Consider the following 20,567-nt stretch of genomic DNA (forward strand, 5'->3'; position numbering starts at 1 on the left):
CTCATCTGATACCATAGCTAATACTAATTCACAATTCGCAATGAAAAAACACAAAATGCAGCAAAGCTTTCAGGGTTTGCATCTATATCAGATTTTTTGTGAAATGGTTTAACAAATCAGATTTAGTTATGCCGATAACGGTAGCTGAATCACAAATTCAGTTCCTTCGCCAAGTTGAGAATTCACCGTAATCGCTCCGCCATGTTTTTCTACAATAATTTGACGAGCGATCGCCAATCCTAATCCTGTGCCTTTACCGACAGCTTTTGTCGTAAATAAATGGTCAAATATTTTTTGTTTTACCTCTTCATCTATACCCTTTGCATTATCGGCGATTGTAATTCTAACTAGATTATTTTCTACTGTAGTTGTAATTGTAATACAGTTTGGATTTGCTTTAATTTCGCTAAAACTTCGGTCAAGATTCGATTCCTCCAAGGCATCAATAGCATTTGCTAAGATATTCATAAATACTTGATTTAATTGTCCAGGGAAACACTCAACTTCAGGTAAAGTGCTGTATTCAGTTATCACTTCAATTGCTGGACATTGCTCGTTAGCCTTGAGACGATGTTTCAAAATTAAAATAGTACTGTCGATGCCTTGGTGAATATTAAACGGTACTTTATAATCTTTATCGGCACGTGAGAAAGTTCGTAAACTGGTGCTGATATTTTTCAGACGATCGCACGCCATCGACATGGCATCAATCATCTTGGGCAAATCTTCTAAGCTATAATCCAAGTCAATTTCTTCCGCATGATCTTTGATTTCATCATTCACATTGGGCAAGCTTGATTGATAAAGTTTTAAGTGTTCAACTACATCAGTCAGGGTAGGTTTAGCTTGTTTGAGACTGGCAGCAATAAAACCGAGAGGATTATTCATTTCGTGAGCAACACCAGCAACTAAGTTGCCTAGTGCAGACATTTTCTCACTTTGCACCATTTGTAATTGGGCGTTTTGCAGATCGGTTAGCGCTTGTTCTAAGTCAAGTGATTTTTGCTGCAAGGCAAGTTCAGCTTGTTTGCTTTTGCTAATATCAATCACTACCCCATCCCAGATGATTGAGCCATCGGCTTGTCGCTCTGGCCGAGAAGCAGATTGAATCCATTTCACGGTTCCTGAAGGTAGAATAATGCGCCATTCTTGCTCAAAGGATGTGAGATATTGAGCAGAGTAGGCGATCGCTTGGGCAATAGCTGGGCGATCGTCAGGATGATTCATGTCGTAAAGGCTATGCGTCCCTGCCATCACCAACTCTGGCTCTAACCCATATAAATCGAAACAGCCAGAGCTAACATAAGGTGTTGAAGTTGAACCGTCGGCCGCCAAACAAAATTGGTACACCATCCCAGGAATATTATTCGCCAAATTTTGGAAGCGAGTTTCACTAGCCTGCAATTTTGCTAGATATTGTGTTAACTGTTGAGCATAGTTCTGGGAATTTCCATAAAGTCGGGCATTTTCCAGAGAAATTGCAGCTTGAGCGCAAAGTAAGTTTAGTAGTTCGACGCGATCGTTCGTAAAGGCTTTGGTTACTAAGTTATTTTCCAGATACAAAATGCCCAGCAACTTACCCTGATGCAAAATCGGGCTACACAAGACACTTTTGGGCTGCTGTCGTTGAATATATGAGTCATTAATTAATTGAGGATGCACTCTAGCATCAATAATCACTGTTGGTTGTAAGCTGCGTTTGACGGTATTAATTAAACCAACTGGTACATCAGATGAGTCTTCAACAGTCTGTGGGTTGAGCAACATTGGGTAAAAATCGACTTTAGCAGCCTGGTTCTGTACACCGTTTAAGGAAAGCTGTGCTGACGCCTGAATTAGCAAACGCTCTGATTCCAAAAGCATGAACACACACTTATCGGCTCCCGCGTTTTCAATGACGATATGCAGTAATGCTGAGAGCAGTTTTTCGAGTTCGATTTCCCCTGAGATAGTTTGATAAGCTTTGATAATGGCAGCTAAATCTAAAGCAACAGAGACGCTGCTACTGCTGGAAGTGGCGGAACTGGTAGATGTGACACTCCCCAATGTAAAGATAGTTTCGTGAGTGGAGAGGGGAGAACGAGTTTGCTCAAGGATGAGAGCAAGGAGTTGGGGATAGCACCGTTCTAAGTCGGCGACTTTGGCTTTAGCGCCCCAACGAGCATAGCCATAGTAAGCTTCAATTATGTATTCCCCAGCTATGCGCTGCTTGCCCCAGTCGAGGTAAAATTTGGCGGCTAGTTCGTTGGCAAGTGCTTCTTCTTGGGTGTAGCCGTGTTCTTTTGCAAGAGCAATGGCGCGATCATATAATTCTATTGCCTCTGATTTATGTCCCAGAACCCGATATCGTTCTGCTTCAACCAAATAAAACTTGTGTAAATGATTGGCTGGAATATAGCTAGCCCAAGTTTTGATCTTTTGCTGATTTTTGCTCACCCGCTCAAGAATGTGTTGTTGTTCTGTTGGGGAAACTTGGGAATAGATTGCCAGATGAGCTAGAGAATCATAAGTGTGGAAGATTGGAACCACAAATAATCCGATGACACTGCCTAGATAATTTTCAGTTGCGATCGCAGCTTCCACTGCAAGTTCAAACTTCCCAAACAAATAACTGAGAAAAAGTTTACTCACATAGAAATAGTACAGCGCAGTTTGATCGCCTGAGTGGTGGAGAACTGGCAACATTTGCTCTTGATTGAAAGCCTTACCAACCAATTGCCATACTTGGGTACAATCACCGTTTAAATTCAAAACCCCTTGCTGAAAAATAGTCAGATGGCTGAGAAGTCCTTCTTGTTTTAGTTGAGTGAGTTGAAGGTAAAAGGCATCACTCTCCCGACTTAGCTCCCCCAGTTCTTTACCGACAAACAAAGAGTGCATGACGTAACCGAATGCACAAATGGTAGCTGATTCTAAATCTCCCGTTTCCAGCCCAATTTGATAGCCTTCCCGGAAAAGCCCTAAGGTATTTCTGAGCGGCTCTTTCCAGTGCAATACACTACAGCATGCTGCAACATAGGTTCTGGCTTTCAACTTTTTGGCATTAAAATGTTCGAGTAATTTAAGTGCCAGTTGTCCAAACTGATAGCCGCATTCAATATCTCCTACCGCCCCACAAAGCAGCAGTCCATAGTAGGCATAACCATTTGTAGAGTCTGAGGTATTGCCATAATGAACAGATAAATTTACTTGCTCAAGGATAATAAATGGTAAGAGTGTTGGAGCGACAACATAGGCAGAAGAAGAGACACCTACGAGAATCCGCATAGCGGCTAATTTGTCTGACTCTCTCATCTGATGTAGAGCGATTAAATCTGGCGGTTGCCTTCCAGCTAAGATAGATTTGGTTACTTTGAGCGCCGATGCAATATCTGATTCGCTGGGTTGCTTGGGAAAATGGATTCCTAACTGCTCTAAAATCTTGAGAGCCAGATCCACGCCCTGTAAAAATTGATGTTGAGCTTGAGCGGCTTGAATTTGGATTTCATAGACTTTAACGGTATCCAATAAAGTTCTAGCATTTTCCAAAATGACTGCTGCAAATTGTGCCATCTGCTCAAAGTTGCCACTTAGGTAAGCTGCTTCGGTGGCAGCTTCATAAAGTGTCAGGGTTAGTTCATATTCTGTTTGCCATCGATCTTGTGCAAGCATTGCAATACCTATAGTGGCATACTCAAATGCGGCGGCGTATGCTGTTGCAGCTATTGCTTTTTGTGTAGCTTGTAAATTGAGTTGAGCGAGTTTTATTTTCTGAGATGGATCGATAATTAAGCTATTTCCTATATTCAGTTGATTAACAATCTCAAATAGTTTTTTATCCTGTTCTGCAGCTGGCGTATGATTCAGCAAAAGTTGCCCAATTTTCAGATGAGTGACCTGTTTTTGCTGGTTGGGAATGAGAGAGTAGGCTGCTTGCTGAACGCGATCGTGCAAGAATTTATAAACTGTCATTTGTTCTCTGTGATTTGTCATTTGCAAATCATCGATGACCAATGACGAATCTTGATAAAACTTGTAAACCTCATTGATGGGAACGATTAATCCTTCTTGCAATGCTTTCCACGAGTCTAAGGCAGTTTCCATCTGCGACTTTTCAGAGACGATCGCTAACGTCGCTAAATCGAACTGATTGCCAATACAGGCTGCTAGTTTCAAAATATTTTGAGTGTTAGATAGCAATTTTTGCAGCTGCTGTGCCATAAATTCCACCACATCATCGGTGAGGGCAAGCGATCGCACTTGCGCTACATCACACTGCCAGTAACCTGCCTCTGCATCAAAGGTAATCAGCCCATCCTCATATAGCAGTTTCAAAAACTGAGTCGTGAAAAAGGAATTACCTTTAGCTTTTTGATAAACTAACTCTGTTAACGGTAATGCCTGTGCCGTTGTACAACTGAGGGAGTCGGCGATTAAATGGTTGACATCTGCTTGACTTAAGGGAGCTAGGCTCAAGGTTTTGATCGCAGAAGATGCCTTTTTGATTTCATCTACCGTTAACATCAGTGGATGAGCCGCAAACACCTCATTATCGCGGTATGCGCCAATAATGAATAGATAGCCGCAATTACTCTGAGACATTAACAACTTCAGCAAATTCAGCGATGCCGAATCTGCCCACTGCAAATCATCCAGAAATATTACCAAAGGATGCTCTCTTGTTGCGAACACCTGAATGAACTGTTGAAACAGCAGATTGAAACGGTTTTGTGCGGCACTCCCCGATAATTCAGCGATGGCAGGCTGTTTACCAATTATCTGCTCCAGTTCAGGAATCACCTCGATCAGAAGTTGCCCGTTTTCACCAACTGCCGCTAAAATCTTGCTCTGCAATTGCTTTAGTTGAGTATCACTTTCACTAAGCAACTGTTCCATCAAATCACGAAAGGCTTGGACAAAAGCAGATAGAGGAATATTTCGGTTGAACTGGTCGTATTTTCCTTTGATGAAGTAGCCATTCCACTGGACGATCGGTTTATGCACTTCATTAACAACTGCGGTTTTGCCAATGCCAGAGAAACCTGCCACCAGCATCAGTTGAGAGTCACCATTAGCGACATGACCAAATGCTTCCAGTAACGTCTGTACTTCCGATTCGCGTCCGTAGAGTTTTTCAGAAATGAGAAAGCGATCGCTAATATCTCGCTGTCCTAAATCAAACCAGGTATGTTTGCCTGTTTCTCGCCACTGTTCTAAGCAGGTAACAAGGTCATGTTTAAGTCCTAGCGCGCTTTGATAGCGGTCTTCGGCGTTCTTCGCCATCAGTTTGCGGATAATTTCGCCCAGCATCAACGGCAATTTGGGATTGAAATCGCAAACGCAAGGTGGAAGTTTTGCAATGTGGTAATGCACTAACTCCATCGGTTCTTGGGAGTCAAAAGGCAGTTGTCCACTCAGTAATTCAAAGAAAGTCACACCTAAAGAATAGAAGTCACTGCGGTAATCAATGCCTCTGTTCATCCGTCCGGTTTGCTCTGGGGACAGATAGGCTAGCGTTCCCTCCAATCCATTGAGGCTCTGGATTTCCTGGATTTCTCGTGGTAAAAGCGAAGCAATACTAAAGTCAATCAGCTTGATTTGTTTGGTGTCAGGGTGAATCAAGATGTTGGCTGGCTTAATATCTTTGTGAATGACGCGCTGTTGATGTAACTGGTGTAAAGTGTCTAGCAGTTGCAGAGCAATGGGTAGGAATTGCTCTAATGTCAGTGTTTTTCCTTGAGGAAATTGCCGCAGGGAAACACCACCAAAGTCTTCCATGACTAGGGCATAACCATTGTGATAGGCTTCCAGGCTGTAGGGTTTGATAATGCCAGGAATATCTAAGTTTTTAGCGATCGCATACTGGTTGCGAAATTGTACTAATTCACTAAAAGTTGGGTATTCTCGTTTTAAGAGCTTGATGACAACTGGTAGGCGATCGCATTCTCGAATTGCCCGATACACTTGAGTACGAGAACCTGAATAAAGTTGCTCGATGATTTGGTAGCCAGCAATCCTTAAAGTTCCATCAACTTTTGTGCTCATAAATTTTGACGAAAATTTCTTTATACTAGTGTTATAATTCCCACTACCATATCTTGGTTAACAAACGTTAGAAAAGTTGCATTGAGTATGAGGCACTGGAGGCAAAGAGTAGGAATGCACCTTCATGTAGATATGGCGATCGCTTTTTGATAATTTTCCAAACTAGGATCACAACTTCGTCAAGGAGTTTTTAATCTGACAAAGAAAGGCATCAGACAACAGCAAAGAAGTATTAATTTAGTTGGTGAGTGGCAATAACTTCTACAGACATAGTTTTCAGGGTAAGCGCATTTAATTTTGTAGTGTAAAAAACAGATTATTTGGAACGAGCATGTCAGTAGATCGAAAAGTTTTCCAGAATCCTTACCAGTTGTTCATTTGAGTTTAGGAACACAATTTGCTGCAATCCTGTTAGAGTCTACTTTTCAAGGAACGGGCGGTGTTGGTGAGTTAAGAATGCAGTGCAAGCGATGCCTACGGTGGGCTACGCCTACGCAATCATCAGCCCAAAAACGTCGCTTGAAACCCTGATTATTTTTCCATGCAAAAGCGGATTACGTTTTAGCGCTCAAAGCAAACCATCCCACGCTTCATGTACAAGTTAAAGACTGGTTTGAGCAGTGCTTACGAGAAGATTTTTCAGGGATTACCCATAGTTACGACGAACGACTAGAAAAAGAGGATCACCGCACCGAAAAACGCTCCTGTTGGTGTGTTCCCGTTTCTCAATTACCACCCCTAGACAATCATTTTGATTGGTCCGGATTAAGGTCTATAGTTATCGTTGTGCGCGTGAGACATGTGTCGAACTAAACAATCCGTGAAGTGCAGTTTTAAGGGACTTCCAGAAAATAAACTATTCCATTAACAATAATGATAATCATTTTAAAGGGGATGAAGGGGCTGCCGTCGGCAGCCCCTTCATCCCCTTTTGTAGTAATTTGAATAATGATTGAGTTTTTGAGTGTGGTAACTGGTGGCTATAGTATTAACTGATTCTCTCAAAAAGTTGTTAATTCAAACTGCGTCTCAATTAAAAGGTGCAGCAAAGCGCAAATTTATAGCACAGACAGTTCAGGGCTTAGGTTTAGGAGGGCAAAGGCTTGCACAATCAGAATTAGGATGGAATCGAGACACGATTCGGAAAGGAACAAGAGAATTAAAAAGCGGTATTACTTGTGTTGATAACATGAGTGGCAAAGGGCGTTATAAAGCAGAATCACACCTGCCAAATCTTTTAGAAGATATAAAAGATTTAGTTGACTTCTATAGTCAAACTGATCCCAGCTTTAAAAGTCAAAGACTATATATAGGACTAGTATTTGATTTCTGAAAAAACTCCGTACATCTGGAGAGACAGAAAATCACTCATTTGTGTTTCGGATAAACCATTTCTTCCATCCACTTGAAATGAGAGAATGTTGGAATTAAAGCACAAAAACGTCTCACCCAAGTTTTTGCTTGTAACCAAATATCTTCTATAGGATTTTGGGATGGGCAATTAAAAGCAAAGCGGACGCAGTGAATTTTCCATTGTTCTGGAGATAAACCTTGATTTATTTCGCCTAAAAAGTCAAATTAAATAATTTAGGTTACAAGCTCAGAAAAGTAAAGAAAGTTCAACCCCAAAAAAAATCCCACAAACTGATGCAATCTTTGAGCAATTAGACATAATAAATCAAGATGCAGATGAAGATAAGAGCGTTTTACGTCTAAGTATGGACGGAAAAGCCCGCGTTAAGATCGGCTCATTTGACCGAGGAGGTAAAAGCCGCGATGGGGCGAAAGCTGATGACCATGATTATAATCCAAAAACAACTGTAACTCCTTATGGGATATTCCTTCCAGAGCTTGATGAGCTATTTTTGTACTTTACAGAATCGAAAGTTACAAGTGATTTTATCGTTGATGTTTTAGAAGATTTTTGGATGAGTGAAAAGCATTGTTTTTCTCAAGTTAAAACACTACTTCTCAATCAAGATAATGGGCCGCAGAACAGTTCACGGCGTACCCAATTTATAAAACGTATAGTAGAGTTTGCCTCTCAACACCAAGTAAATATACGTTTAGCCTACTATCCTCCATACCACAGTAAATATAATCCTATTGAACGGACTTGGGCAGTATTAGAAAATCATTGGAATGGCAGTATTTTAGATGAAATAGAAACAGCTCTAAATTTTGCTGCCACGATGACATGGAAAGAAAAACATCCGGTAGTTAAACTGGTACATGAAACTTATGAAACGGGGGTAAAGCTTACCAAAAAAGCTATGTCTCAAATTGAGAAACAGATTGAGCGATTAACCAATTCTACCCATGAAGTTTTTTCCAATTTAGGTAATTGGTTTGTTGATATCTGTTATGAGAAAATATAGTGACTTATTTATAAGGGTAGCATTTATCAATCTATAAAACCCATTTGGGATCTTGGAAGAACGGGTAAAATGAGAAATAAATGCCGTACTCCAGCAGGTTAACCGACAAAGAGTGGGCAATCATTGAACCACTATTGCCGCAGAAAAAGCAAACCAAACCACCAAAGTGGACAAAGCGACAAATCTTAGATGGTATCTTCTATCAACTCAAGAATGGGTGTAACTGGTGTGATTTACCCTGCATATTTACCGCCCTACTCAACGGTGTTTTGGCACTACAAGCAGTGGCGAGAAGGGGGAGTAATAGAGCAGATGATGACGACGTTGCATGGGAAGTGCGCGCAGATGCAAAAAAAAACCAAAATGGACAACCCTACTGATCATCGACTCGCAAGCAGTCAAGAATACCTGCAATGCAGGCGTGGAGTCCAAAGGGTTCTGCTCATAAAAGTGTACCAATGGCATCAAACGGCACTTGGCAGTAGATACTCTCGGTCTACCATTCTTCACCCACTGCACTAGAGCCAGTGTGAGTGATGACCTTGGCTTGATTGAACTATTGAGCTAGAACTTGGATTACTTTCGTGCCAAGCCTATGAATATTCCAAAGATTACGATTCTGCACGGGCGACGGCTACCATCCAGAGAAGATCACAGCCGCCCTGCAAACACTTTATCCTCAGATTATGACCAAGCTCAGATTCCAACTGGCACCCAAACCCACGAAAGCAGAAAAAGATGCCCTTGGTAAAACAGGGTTTGTCCCGGTTGCAACTCGTTGGGGGAAGAGAAGGTTCAAATGCTTGGATGGAACGATGTAAGAGTTTGGTCAAGAACGAAGAAGCGAACATTGCCTCATGCGACTGCCAAGCTCAATCTATGTTTTATCAGACTCATGCTTAAGCGGTTAGCTCAGGCATAGATATCAAATGGGTTCTATATATCCTTGGACTCCATAAACCTGTCAGTTCACAGATAAGGGCACTCTACTGCCGAGGCAAAGTCGGATCAAGTTATGCGGAAACTTCTCAACGTCTCCCCTCTATCAGGTTTCTGCGATGCGATCTGCTTTGCAGCAACGCTTCGTGATCGCTTTCAGCCCCGAATCATCCCTACTCAATCTTCCAATTAGGCGTATAACCAGAAGTAACTTGGCTATACATTTGCAAGACCGATGCAGAAATACGTCCTGAGAGTTTTGCGATCGCCCATAGCGCTCTTGTAAAATCATTTTCAATTGTTGAGAATTTGCCCAGGAAAAAGTTTATGGCAGATAAGTCCGGTCAAGACCCCTCGGAAATCACAGTGGCAACGGTTGATGAAGAACGAAAAGGCACAACTTTCAGCGGTACGGTCATCCTTGGTATAGATCCTGAGGGTGGGGCAGTCGTTTTCTTTAGAGACTTTTTAATTGAAGATTATAAAGGCGAACTTACCGCTTATCTGGCAACAGATGGCGATATAACGAAAAGCATTGATTTAGGCGAACTCGATCATAAAAGCCCCAGTTTTAAGCTGCCAATTCCGCTGGGAACGGATACATTACCCTACAATACAGTCGTGTTGAGCGACAAAAAAAGCAAGAAAAAAATCCTGACGATCAATCTATAAAATTTGTAACTTAGCTCGTAGTTCAGCCAAATTCGATTGCCCTCCTGTATAGATCTCAAATGGGTTCTATAAAGCACATTCAATCTGCACTGTTTCATCTGACGATAATGATAAGTGTATTGGCTCTTCATGCTCCCGTTGAATGGGAGAAAGGGGAAGACATAGGCAACCCCTTTCTCCCACCCCAAAAATGATTATCATTCTTGATATCAATCCTATCCCTTATTTTTTTGGAATAATTTATTCTTTGGAAGTCCCTTATCTCACTAGTTTGGATTGCGATGCTTGCAAACTAGGGCAAGCTATTCGCCTCCATTGGAGCTTTGAAAACGGGTTACATTGGACTTTGGATGTTACATTCAATGAGACGCTTGCTGCGTCCGTACTGGTCATGCTCCACAAAATTTGTCATTGCTGCGTCGAATTGCAATTAACGCATTGAATTTGGAGCAATCATTGAAGCGCAGTAATCGTCAAAAATCGAATCGAGCGGCTATGGATAACAACTATATGTTGACGATTCTTACTGCTTGTTTACCTCATTATAATAATCAGACCTCAGAAGCCTCCTGTCAATAGGGTTTGAGATGCGCTTACCCTGACTCCTGTTTGCCGTTCAATTGCTCTAAAACCTGCGCCATTAACGTAAGCTTTTAAACATTCTAGTTTGATCTTATCAGAGTGCCCTTTTGGCGGATTATAGCTATCTAGAAATTGACGTTAGCGTTCGCGTAGCGTCTCGTAGAGAAGCGGGGCGGAACGCACGTCACAATTGATACAGATGTGATTTTGTTTACCTCGGCGCTTACCATTTTTTCTAATCTCAGTAGACCCGCAGTATGGACAATTCACAGTAGAACACCTCAATTCATCCCTCTATTATGCAACGCCTGATTTTTTATATCTTTGTACAAGACGATTTTTGCCTGCTTTTAATTCTTGATCAGACTCAGCGCTTTGCTGCTTTAATGATGCTGCTTTTTGATTACTACTTAAATGTTGAGCTAAAGACCTAATAGTTGAGTATTTAAACAAATCAACTATTGAAATTGACTGGATGTCATTGGGTAAAAACTTTTTGAGTTTACTATAAATTGCTGTTAGTAATAATGAATTTCCGCCAATTTCAAAGAACTTATTATTTACACCTATTTTTTCTAGGTTTAGTACTTCTTGCCAAACTATAGTAATAGCTTGCTCAATTTTATTTTGCGGTGCTACATAAGCAATTTGAGAATCCTGAAGCAAATCTTTGGGAGTAGTCAATGCCTGTCGGTCTACTTTCGCGTTTGCTAATAATGGTAAAGTTGTCAAAAATGAGAATGCTGATGGCAACATGTAGTCTGGTAGTTTATGACTGAGGAAGTCGCGCAGTTCTTTAACTGTGGGTGTAATTTCCTGTTCAGGAACTATATGAGCAATTAAATGCTGTTGATTGTGTTCTTTACCTATAGCTGTGACTATTGCTGCACGCACTGCTGGATGCTGTATTAAAGTTGCCTCAATTTCTCCGGCTTCGATGCGATGTCCCCGAATTTTAATTTGGAAATCAACTCGTCCCAAAAATTCAATGTTGCCATTAGGTAAGTAACGTCCTAAGTCTCCTGTGCGGTAGATACGTTCTCGTGTGCGAGGATGAGTAATAAAACTAACGTAAGTCTTTTTTTCGTTACGCCAGTAACCTTTGGCAATTCCTACGCCAGCACAGCAAAGTTCTCCTGGAACCGATGTCGGACAATCTTCTAATGCTGAATTCAAAACGTAGTATTTTGTATTGCTTATCGGTTTACCATAGGGAATGCTTTTCCAAGTTGAGTCAACCCCTGTAACTGGATACCAGATATTCCAAAGGGTGGTTTCGGTGGGACCACCAACACTCACCACCTGAACCCCAGCAACTAAATTATTTAACCTAGTTGGCAATGTGACAGATATCCAATCTCCACCAAGAAACGCCCAGCGTAAACAAGATGGTAGTAGCTTAGAGCGATCGCCTGCATATTCCAACAACATTTCCATGATCGCAGGTACTGAGTTCCAGATAGTAACTTTCTCGCGTAACATTAGCACAGACCAATGAGCAGCATCTTTTATGGCGGTAGCATCGGGTATTACAATAGTTCCACCAGCTGCCAAGATGCCAAAAATGTCATACACAGACATATCATGGTGCAGTGCGGTGAGAGCCAGTACCCGGTCGTTAGTCCCAATGTTAAAGAACTGATTGGTACAGGTAATGGCGTTGACAGCACCTCGATGAGCTATCATCACTCCCTTTGGTAAACCTGTGGAACCAGAAGTGTACAGAACATAGGCTAAATCATCCGGTTTTTGTGTGGGGATTAAGGATTCTATGCTGTAGTTTGCTACTTCTTCTGTGTCAATACAAATTGACTGTATACCTTCTGGTAATTCTAAGTTCTTCTCTAACCAAGATTGAGTTAGCACTACCTCGACTTCACCATTTTCCATTAGATACCAAAGGCGCTGTTTGGGTAAAGTAGGGTCAATCGGCAAATAAGCAGCGCCAGAATTTAAAATACCCAGCACAGCAACAATTTGCTCCCAACCCTTTTCCATTAACACGGCTACCAATTTATTAGGAGTTACTCTTAATTGCCGCAACCGATGACCGACTTGATTAGAAAGTTCAAATAACTCTTGATAACTCAGAGTGCGCTGGGATGAAATAACAGCAGGTTCTGCTCCTCGATTCTGTACTTGTTTGGCAAATAAAGTGTGTAGAAGTTCATCAGAAATTGGTGCGTCAGTAGAATTAATCGCTTCTCGCTGGGATAATTGAGCAGAGGGGATTAGTTGTCTAGAAATATCCAACCATGCAGACTCCGAACTAGCTAACTGTTTGAGGAAATTACTATAAGCCACGAACATATCTGCAATCAGACCTTGTGGGAAAAGTTCTTCTACTACATCCCAGTTAAAAGTCAATTCCCCCTTTTCCTCCCAAACTTGAATATCCATCCAAGCCTGAGACGCTTGACTAATGCCATAGACTAACTCGCCAAAATGACTGAATGTCAGAGTATTTTGACCCAAGGAACTAAAACCCAAAGTACTAGTAAATACCACAGGCATGGCGCTAGGGACTGTGCCTTTCCTGCGAGCTAATTCTCTTACTACCCGCACCCCACTACAATAGCGGTGTTCTAAATCTTGCCATAGTTGTTGCTGGATGCGGCGAGAACGTTCAGTAAATGATGCTGGTGTAGAATTGTCTACTGCTAAGAGGATGACAGAAGTAAAATCTCCTAAAATGTGATTAACTTGGGGATGTAAAGGCAGACGATTAAATTGAGCTAGATTGATGGTAAATTGGGAATTATTACTCCAAACTGTCAAAATTTCGGCAAAAGCAGCCAGCAAGACTCCAGAAGGGGTCAAACCAGCTTGTACGGCTCGTTGCTTTAATTGCTGCCAGTCAGCTTTTGAGAGGTATCCTTGATAGCGCTTGCATCGATGCTGTTTGATTTCTTTAGGATTCTTAGCTAAAGGTAAGTCTGGAGCTGGAGGGAAATTATCTAAACGACTGAACCAATAATCTTGCGATCGCCTATATAATTCTGTATGTTGCAGAGATTGTTCTGCTAATACATAATCTCGAAACGAAAGTTCGAGAGTCGATAATTCCACATCAGGATTTTGATAAAGTAGAAACCACTCATCAAACAAATGAAACAGACTCCAAGCATCAAATACTTGTAAATCGTAGCTGATGTGCAACCGGACGCGATCGCCATCCATTTGAGTGGCGCGAAAGTCAAATAAAGGCCACTGGTCAGATGGTATAACTTGATGAGAAAGGCGATCGCGAATTTCTTCTAACTGTGAGTTGACAATTTCCTCATCTTGTCCTCTCAAGTCTAAAATCGCCATCTCGTAAACAGGAACTTCTGGTAAAATCTGTTGCTGACCATCTGGTAAAACTATAGAACGCAGCATATCATGACGTTCAATTAAATTTTTTAGCGCCCAATTCAATCTTTCCAAGTTTAAATTATCATCTTCAATTTCATAATAACCATGATTAGAGACACTTCCCAAATCTAATACATTACTTCGACCCACCCAGAAAGCATGTTGCATATCAGTGAGTGGAAAAGGTTCGTAACGTAGCTCTGGCGCTGGTACGATAACAGGTAAAGCAGTGTCACCAGCACTTATCTTGCTCTGACGCAGCATCAGCAACAAATCTGCTTTATACTCAGTTAGCAAGTCTCGAATTTCTGGTGTAATCGTTCCTTTAGGTGCATCAATTAATAGTAAATCTCCATCGGCAGAGAGTTTTACACCTTGATCAGCAAGATTATTTAAAAGTAAATGTAAATTCATATATTTAACCTTATTTAATATTTTTCTTTGGTCTTTGCGATGCCCTTCGACGCTATGCACAGTCGGAAACACTAGTTAGCTACAGCTGGAAATCCGCCCAGCACAATGGTTAGTCTCTGCACGAAAAAAATGTCTTTGAATTTCACGCAGAAGCGCAGAGAGTTTTTGAGTCAGAGACTCAATTTTTCCCTACTCAACTCCGTACTAGTAATCGGTTCTGTAGTAATTAAGTTTGTCAAAGCTAATTGATTGAGTACTAATTCAGCTAATTGGGCTATACTGCGATCGCCTAAAAAATTCTTTAATAACACTTGCACTTGTAAATCTGCTTCAATTCGGTTCTTTAAAAGAATAGCTGTCAACGAATCTAGTAATGAAGTAAAAGATTGCTCTCGATTAAGCTTGTCTATAGAAAGTTGCAAAGAGTTACTCAAACATTCCAAAAGATACGTTTCCAGTATTTGCTGTCTTTCTTCTGGGTAAGCCGCAAGAACTTTTTCTCTAGAAAAGCTGTTTATTTTTATTGACGAGCTATTGATTTTGGCTTGATGAACCTTCTCATCTTCTTGAGTCACCTTAATTGGAGGAGCGGGAGCGACTCCTAAAGCAACATCACTCCAACGCATCACAGTCGCTGCTGCTGTGGCTGCCGCGCCTTTCGTATAAACAAGAACTAAATCATCTTCCTGAATTTTACCAGCCTGTGCAGCATGATATAGATTTGCGATCGGAAGTACTGGCCCGATGTTTGCATAGCGAGGGTAAATATTAATTGTGCGCTCAGGATCAATATTTAATGCTCGTGTACAAAGGCTGGCATACCAAGCGTTAGGAGTATTAAAAGCAAAGAAATCAATTTGTTCAAGAGTTAAACCAGCAGATGCTACAGCATCAAAACAACAAGTACGAACAAAATGCACAGCTGTTTGAGCGAGCATACTCGCGTTTGCTCCTGTACGAGTCTGTAAGCGAGGCTTACCTTGAGCATCAATTACTAGTTCATGTGAGTAAGCACCACAAGTATCAGCAGTATGAACAATTTTGCAGCTAAGTATTCCTTGATCGGGTTTAAGTGAATCAACTACAAAAGCTCCTGCACCATCACCCATTGATAAAGAAAGAGTATCTTCTTCATCTACAGTATTAGATCCGATTTGGGAAACAACTACCAAGACATTGTGGTAGGCTCCTGTTTTAATCAGTGCATGGGCGTTTTGCAAGGCTACCAAAGCACTTGAGCAAGTTGATTCTATATTCCATGCAGGACAGTGTAATTCCAGTTTCTGAGCAAGATCAGAGGCATTCCCAATCCCAATGTGTTCGCCAAAGAGAGAGGCAACAATCATCAAATCGACTTTATTGGGAGAGAGTTTTGCTGTATCAAGAGCATCTTTTGCTGCACGATACTCTAGGATGAGTGAAGACTCATTTGAATCAAGCACACGACGCTCAACATTGCCCCGGAATGGATCTGATAAATAAGGTCTTGCTTCTTGTGACCAAATGTCAAGTCCATTACTGTCAGGGGAAGATTCTACAGAGTTGGAAGCTCTTGCTTTTCTTTGCTTTTCCTGAGCAAATAAATAAGGAAACTTTTTCTGCCAATACTCATTTGTCCGTATAATGCTAGGAAAACTAACTGCAAGCGAGCGAATACCTATTGGAGAATGGGGCATAAGGAATGGGGAGTGGGGGACAAGGGAAACAAGGAAGACAAGGGAGAGAATAATAACTCTTAACTCAGTACTGTCGATGCGCTTCAAGACTTCAAAACTAAGTTAGTCAACATAGTATTCATCTTGTTGACTGACTCGATGTACTCATTTTCTGGTACTGATTCAGCAATGATTCCAGCGCCAGCATTTAAGTAAATACTATTACCGTATTGGTAAACGGAACGAATAGCGATCGCAATATCAGCTGCACCACTACTATCTACCCAACCGATACCACCAGCATAGATGCCTCTTGGCTCATCTTCTAAACGGTCAATCCATTCTAAGGCTTTTTCTTTATCAATTCCAGAAATAGTAATTCCTGGGAACAATACCTTTAAAGCGTCCCAAAAAGTTTTTTCTGGTTGTAGTTGACCACCTACTCGTGATGATAAGTGTTGCACACATCGATATTTCTTAACTTCCATGAAATCAAATATTTGCACTGTTTCTGGTAAACAAAGTGAAGCAATTTCGGTTTGTGCTAACCATACAGAGAGTGAATGTTCTTTCACCTCTTTAGCATCAGTAAATAATTCATCACTTAAACGTGCATCTTGTTCTAAAGTTTTACCACGCGGTCGAGTTGCTGCTAACGGATTAGTCACAACAAACCTATCTCGATTTACTTGCATGAGAATCTCTGGACTAAAACCCACAGCTTGGACATTTCCTACATCTAGACAATAAGAACGTGCTGCATTATTGGCTTTATTCCCTACTAAATATGTTCCAATAACATCTAAGTTGCCAGTTAATTTTATAGAGCGTGAGATAATTGCTTTATGTAACTCACCTTGCTTAATCGCTTTAATTAAAGTGCTAATTCGGTTTTGATAATTTTGGCGATCGCCAAAATTAATAAGTAGGGGAGTTGGTAAATAATCTGTTAAGCTAAGATTAACAAATAGTTGCTCTTTCACCTGCTGTAATGACTTAGTAGTTCGGATGTAAACTCCTTTGTCTGTAAAACGGAGTTCAGTTTCTGGAATGAGAAAATAGATAATTTCCTGTGCAATTGATTTTGAATATGAAAAATAAAAACGAGCTACGTCAAATGCCACATAACCATAAGCAGTCCAATTTTCAATCGTCAAAGACTTTAACAAATTCTCTACTTGTTTCAAAGGATCGCTGCTTGGCTCAGAGTAAGCATTTCCTAAACCATTGATTGAAACAGAATCTTGGCTGACCGATACCTTCAAAAGTTCATTGCCAGCAATCCGCACCTCATTATTACCTGCATACATTACATATTTTGAAAAAATACCAGCTTGCAGCAGGTTATTTAAAATAACGATAGGCTCTCTTTGACCAGCAACAAATATCTCTTGATATTTTATTTCAGTCTTTAGCTCTGTTATCATCTACTTAACCTTTTTTGATAATTGATTAACTAACTGTATTACCAACTAGATGCTGTCTATTTACCAATAAATTCCGGTGAATTTTTCCAGTTGCGGTGCGCGGTAATTGTTGTAAAAAGCGGACTATTTTTGGAGCCTTAAAGTGAGGTAATCGCTGTTTAGCAAATTTCTGAATATTCTTTTCTAATTCTGGCGAAGGTTCTTGTCCTGTTTTGAGGCTGACATAAGCCACAATTTGAGTTAATTGTTCACCATTATCCGATTCTGGTATTACTGCTACTTCAAAAATCTGTGGATGTTGATGTAAAACTTCTTCAATTTCCAATGGTGATATCCATTGACCATTCACTTTAAAAAAGTCATCTTTGCGACCCATAAAGTAAAAATAGCCTTCTGCATCATATAAATACTTATCTCCGGTTCGCATAGTATTTCCATAAATAACTTTCCGTGTTTCTGGAAGTCGGTTCCAGTAACCCAACATCAGACTTTCTCCTTTCACCTCTAAATCACCAATTACATTCGGAGGACAGGGATAACCATTTTCATCGACAACCTGAATATCGTAACCAGATACAGGACGGCCTGAACTACCTGGCTTACAGGTTCCTAATAGGTTGGAGAGAAAAATGTGTAAAAATTCAGTAGTACCAATACCCTCGCAAATTTCATGGTTGTATGTATCAAGCCACTTTAGCCAGATAGTTTTAGGTAACTGTTCAGCAGCAGAAACACACAAACGCAATGAGGAAACATCTAGAGTAGTGATTTCATCTATAGCGAGAATAGCTGTATAGACACTGGGTATACCAAACAGAACTGTAGGTTGATAACGGTGGATGTCAGTGATGATATCAAAAGCATTATTGGCATTAGATAATATAGTGCTTGCACCTACTGCCATTGGCATATATAAGGTATTACCTAAACCATAAGCAAAGGGCATACTAGCAGCGGAATATGTGATGTCATCTATATGTAAGCCCAGTGTATTTTTAGCATACCGCTCTGCACAAACCACCATACTTTGATGGACGTGAATCACACCCTTGGGACGCCCCGTACTACCAGATGTGTAAAGCCAAAAAGCCGCTTCATCACGAGAGGTTTCAGCATAAGCTAATGTCTCATTTTGCTCAAATAACAAGGATATAAATGAGTTTGTACCATCTGTCAATAAAATATGATGCAAAAACTGAGATTGGATGGGAGCTAGTTTCTCTTGCCATTCTTGAGTAGTCAGAAAAATCTTGGCACGGGAATCGTGCAAGATATATCTTATATCTTCAACACTACTACCAGTATTGATCGGAACTGGCACAGCACCCAGCCAAATAGCACCCCAGAAAGCAAATACAAACTCTGGACTATCCGGTGCAAGAATTGCTATGCGATTTTCCCGCTCTAAATTGAGATGAGAAAATAACTGAGCAGTACGTTGGACAAACCTCTTCACTTGAACATAACTATATTTTTCATCCTGATAATACAAAGCTGTTTTCTCACTACGTCCCTGCGCTAAGTTGCCTTCTATAAAGTAAGCAGCAATATTAAAAATTTGAGGTAGTTGTTCGGAAATACTGTCCATCTTACTTTCCTTTAATGCCATGTAATTTACCAAGCTAGTACTTGATAAATTTGTAGTAATGAGTTTAGTCTTTATCTCAATAAATTCAGTGATGACTATGTACTATTTACTCATTCTTCATAGAATAAAAAATTATTTTATTCTGTTATTTACTGTTTTACTTCCTTTGTAGTTCGTTAAAAGATTTCGATATTTTATTGACGTTACAAGAGTAATACCAAATTAAAATGACCTACCTAGTATTTATTTGTACCTCCACTAAGTTGCACAGTTGAGCCAGTGTTACATCCTGTTCATTTCCTAGCTTAATATTGATTCCTAGTTTGCGTTTCAATCCCAAGGCAACTTCTACTGTCTCCATAGAATCAAGCTGCAAATCACGTCTTAGACAAGTGTCTTCATGAATAAATTCTTCTGCAACACCTAAATCTGTCAGTATTATTTTGAGAGTATCCATTACCTTAAAAGTGTCCATGCAGCAAAATTATTTAATAGCAAAATTGGTGAAACCAGCGTTTACCGCACAAATGGAGATAGCAATTACTTTTATATTTGTGTAATAATGTAATTTGCTAAGTTAATGTTGCAAACATTAGGTTTGTTGAAAAGTGCAGTTAAGGTTTGTAAGCTGAAAAAATACCTACAAACCAAAGACTTTGTTCAAAAGTTTTTTGTTGTTCCAGCATACCGCGTCCAAATTTAGACAATATATCTGATTGCAAACCTAGCGAATGGAGAGTGAAAACAATTGGGTTCATCAAGGACAAGGTTTTACCAATGCGGCGATATGAAGGTTTGACATAATGAGATATGTCTTCAAGCTTAACGTTTTCAAATCCAGTATTTTCTGCCCAAGCGATAACTTGCTCACCTCTCGGTAAACTAGGTATAAGCATGTCATGGAACCAAGACTGTAGCAAATGCATTTCGTCTTGGGTATAGGGACGGTTAAAAAGATAACAGTCTTCAATCACTAATCGACCACCTGATTTTAAGAGTCGATAGGCTTCTGTAAGAAAGGCATGTTGATTTGGAGTATGACACACACTTTCCTGCGCCCAAACGACATCAAAGCTAGCGTCAGCTAGATCGGTAGATAAATAGTCCTTCTGCTCAAACCTTACGAGTTTCTCTAGTCCTCGTTTGCTGGCATATTGACGCGATCGCGCCACTTGATCTGCTGAAATGCTACAACCAACAACATGAACGTTATACTCTTGTGCTAACCACAGAGATGTACCGCCAAAGCCGCATCCAGCATCGAAGATGTACTCATTTGGCTGTAAATTAATCCGGGATGCGATCGCCCTGTTCATGTTAATCAGCGATTCAGCATGAGTGCGTGTGTTCTCATCCCAATAACCCAAATGTTGAGCCAAGTTATCTTGGTTTAGCCAGGAAAGACGCGCTCCCGCCCATGTCTGATCGTATAAGTTGGAGAGAGCTTGAAGATGAGCTTTATCACGTAAAAAAGTCATATTTTTACTTTGATTAGGGACTGGAGATTTGGTAATACTTACGGAAAAATTTTCTC

The 20,567-nt window shown here is 40.6% G+C and carries 11 protein-coding genes and 2 pseudogenes; 4 read left to right on the forward strand and 9 right to left on the reverse strand.

Annotated features, from left to right (window positions below):
* Window positions 1-126: 126 nt before the first annotated feature.
* Entirely contained in the window at window positions 127-6,024 is a 5,898-nt protein-coding gene (locus V7K89_RS09780; RefSeq protein ID WP_335186607.1) for a trifunctional serine/threonine-protein kinase/ATP-binding protein/sensor histidine kinase, read from the reverse strand.
* 982 nt (window positions 6,025-7,006) lie between these two features.
* Between V7K89_RS09780 and V7K89_RS35815 the strand changes: the two are divergent.
* The 3 genes and pseudogenes from V7K89_RS35815 (at window position 7,007) to V7K89_RS09810 (ending at window position 9,153) form a co-directional block, all read left to right on the forward strand.
* A pseudogene (locus tag V7K89_RS35815) lies at window positions 7,007-8,402 on the forward strand (ISAzo13 family transposase).
* 80 nt (window positions 8,403-8,482) lie between these two features.
* Window positions 8,483-8,782: a transposase gene (locus V7K89_RS09800; protein WP_335186609.1), complete on the forward strand. Its 300-nt coding sequence runs from the start codon at window positions 8,483-8,485 to the stop codon at window positions 8,780-8,782.
* Window positions 8,783-8,997: 215 nt separating this feature from the next.
* Window positions 8,998-9,153: a hypothetical protein gene (locus V7K89_RS09810; RefSeq protein ID WP_335186611.1), complete on the forward strand. Its 156-nt coding sequence runs from the start codon at window positions 8,998-9,000 to the stop codon at window positions 9,151-9,153.
* A gap of 294 nt (window positions 9,154-9,447) precedes the next feature.
* Here the strand turns inward: V7K89_RS09810 and V7K89_RS09815 are convergent, their stop codons facing one another.
* Window positions 9,448-9,633 (reverse strand): hypothetical protein, encoded by a 186-nt coding sequence (locus V7K89_RS09815; protein ID WP_322736366.1) that lies wholly within the window; start codon window positions 9,631-9,633, stop codon window positions 9,448-9,450.
* Between the two features lie 35 nt (window positions 9,634-9,668).
* On the opposite strand from V7K89_RS09815, the gene V7K89_RS09820 reads away from it, so the two are divergent.
* Window positions 9,669-10,013, forward strand: coding sequence for a hypothetical protein (locus V7K89_RS09820; RefSeq protein ID WP_190729359.1), 345 nt, complete (start codon window positions 9,669-9,671; stop codon window positions 10,011-10,013).
* A gap of 600 nt (window positions 10,014-10,613) precedes the next feature.
* Here the strand turns inward: V7K89_RS09820 and V7K89_RS09825 are convergent.
* The 7 genes and pseudogenes from V7K89_RS09825 to V7K89_RS09855 form a co-directional block, all read right to left on the reverse strand.
* Window positions 10,614-10,865: pseudogene (locus V7K89_RS09825) on the reverse strand (transposase-like zinc-binding domain-containing protein); the annotation flags it as partial.
* 27 nt (window positions 10,866-10,892) lie between these two features.
* The gene (locus tag V7K89_RS09830) at window positions 10,893-14,363 is read right to left on the reverse strand and encodes a non-ribosomal peptide synthetase (protein WP_335186613.1); all 3,471 of its coding nucleotides are present in this window, start codon (window positions 14,361-14,363) and stop codon (window positions 10,893-10,895) included.
* A 170-nt stretch (window positions 14,364-14,533) separates the two neighbouring features.
* Entirely contained in the window at window positions 14,534-16,039 is a 1,506-nt protein-coding gene (locus tag V7K89_RS09835) for a 3-oxoacyl-[acyl-carrier-protein] synthase III C-terminal domain-containing protein (RefSeq protein ID WP_335186615.1), read from the reverse strand.
* A gap of 83 nt (window positions 16,040-16,122) precedes the next feature.
* Window positions 16,123-17,445, reverse strand: a complete 1,323-nt coding sequence (locus tag V7K89_RS09840) for an anthranilate synthase component I family protein (RefSeq protein ID WP_335186617.1) — start codon at window positions 17,443-17,445, stop codon at window positions 16,123-16,125.
* A 25-nt stretch (window positions 17,446-17,470) separates the two neighbouring features.
* Window positions 17,471-19,033: a benzoate-CoA ligase family protein gene (locus tag V7K89_RS09845; protein WP_335186619.1), complete on the reverse strand. Its 1,563-nt coding sequence runs from the start codon at window positions 19,031-19,033 to the stop codon at window positions 17,471-17,473.
* A gap of 232 nt (window positions 19,034-19,265) precedes the next feature.
* Window positions 19,266-19,490, reverse strand: coding sequence for an acyl carrier protein (locus tag V7K89_RS09850; protein ID WP_335186621.1), 225 nt, complete (start codon window positions 19,488-19,490; stop codon window positions 19,266-19,268).
* A 157-nt stretch (window positions 19,491-19,647) separates the two neighbouring features.
* Window positions 19,648-20,511 carry an SAM-dependent methyltransferase gene (locus V7K89_RS09855; RefSeq protein ID WP_335186623.1) on the reverse strand — a complete coding sequence of 288 codons (864 nt, stop codon included), beginning with the start codon at window positions 20,509-20,511 and terminating at the stop codon, window positions 19,648-19,650.
* Between the last annotated feature and the right edge of the window lie 56 nt (window positions 20,512-20,567).

Source organism: Nostoc sp. (assembly GCF_036917515.1).
Taxonomy (GTDB): Bacteria; Cyanobacteriota; Cyanobacteriia; order Cyanobacteriales; family Nostocaceae; genus Nostoc.

Coding starts and splice junctions, on each gene's coding strand:
- V7K89_RS09840 (WP_335186617.1), bottom strand. CDS start 17,445: ATGATAACAGAGCTAAAGACTGAAATAAAATATCAAGAGATATTTGTT.
- V7K89_RS09835 (WP_335186615.1), bottom strand. CDS start 16,039: ATGCCCCATTCTCCAATAGGTATTCGCTCGCTTGCAGTTAGTTTTCCT.
- V7K89_RS09780 (WP_335186607.1), bottom strand. CDS start 6,024: ATGAGCACAAAAGTTGATGGAACTTTAAGGATTGCTGGCTACCAAATC.
- V7K89_RS09855 (WP_335186623.1), bottom strand. CDS start 20,511: ATGACTTTTTTACGTGATAAAGCTCATCTTCAAGCTCTCTCCAACTTA.
- V7K89_RS09815 (WP_322736366.1), bottom strand. CDS start 9,633: ATGATTTTACAAGAGCGCTATGGGCGATCGCAAAACTCTCAGGACGTA.
- V7K89_RS09845 (WP_335186619.1), bottom strand. CDS start 19,033: ATGGACAGTATTTCCGAACAACTACCTCAAATTTTTAATATTGCTGCT.
- V7K89_RS09850 (WP_335186621.1), bottom strand. CDS start 19,490: ATGGATACTCTCAAAATAATACTGACAGATTTAGGTGTTGCAGAAGAA.
- V7K89_RS09810 (WP_335186611.1), top strand. CDS start 8,998: ATGAATATTCCAAAGATTACGATTCTGCACGGGCGACGGCTACCATCC.
- V7K89_RS09800 (WP_335186609.1), top strand. CDS start 8,483: ATGCCGTACTCCAGCAGGTTAACCGACAAAGAGTGGGCAATCATTGAA.
- V7K89_RS09820 (WP_190729359.1), top strand. CDS start 9,669: ATGGCAGATAAGTCCGGTCAAGACCCCTCGGAAATCACAGTGGCAACG.
- V7K89_RS09830 (WP_335186613.1), bottom strand. CDS start 14,363: ATGAATTTACATTTACTTTTAAATAATCTTGCTGATCAAGGTGTAAAA.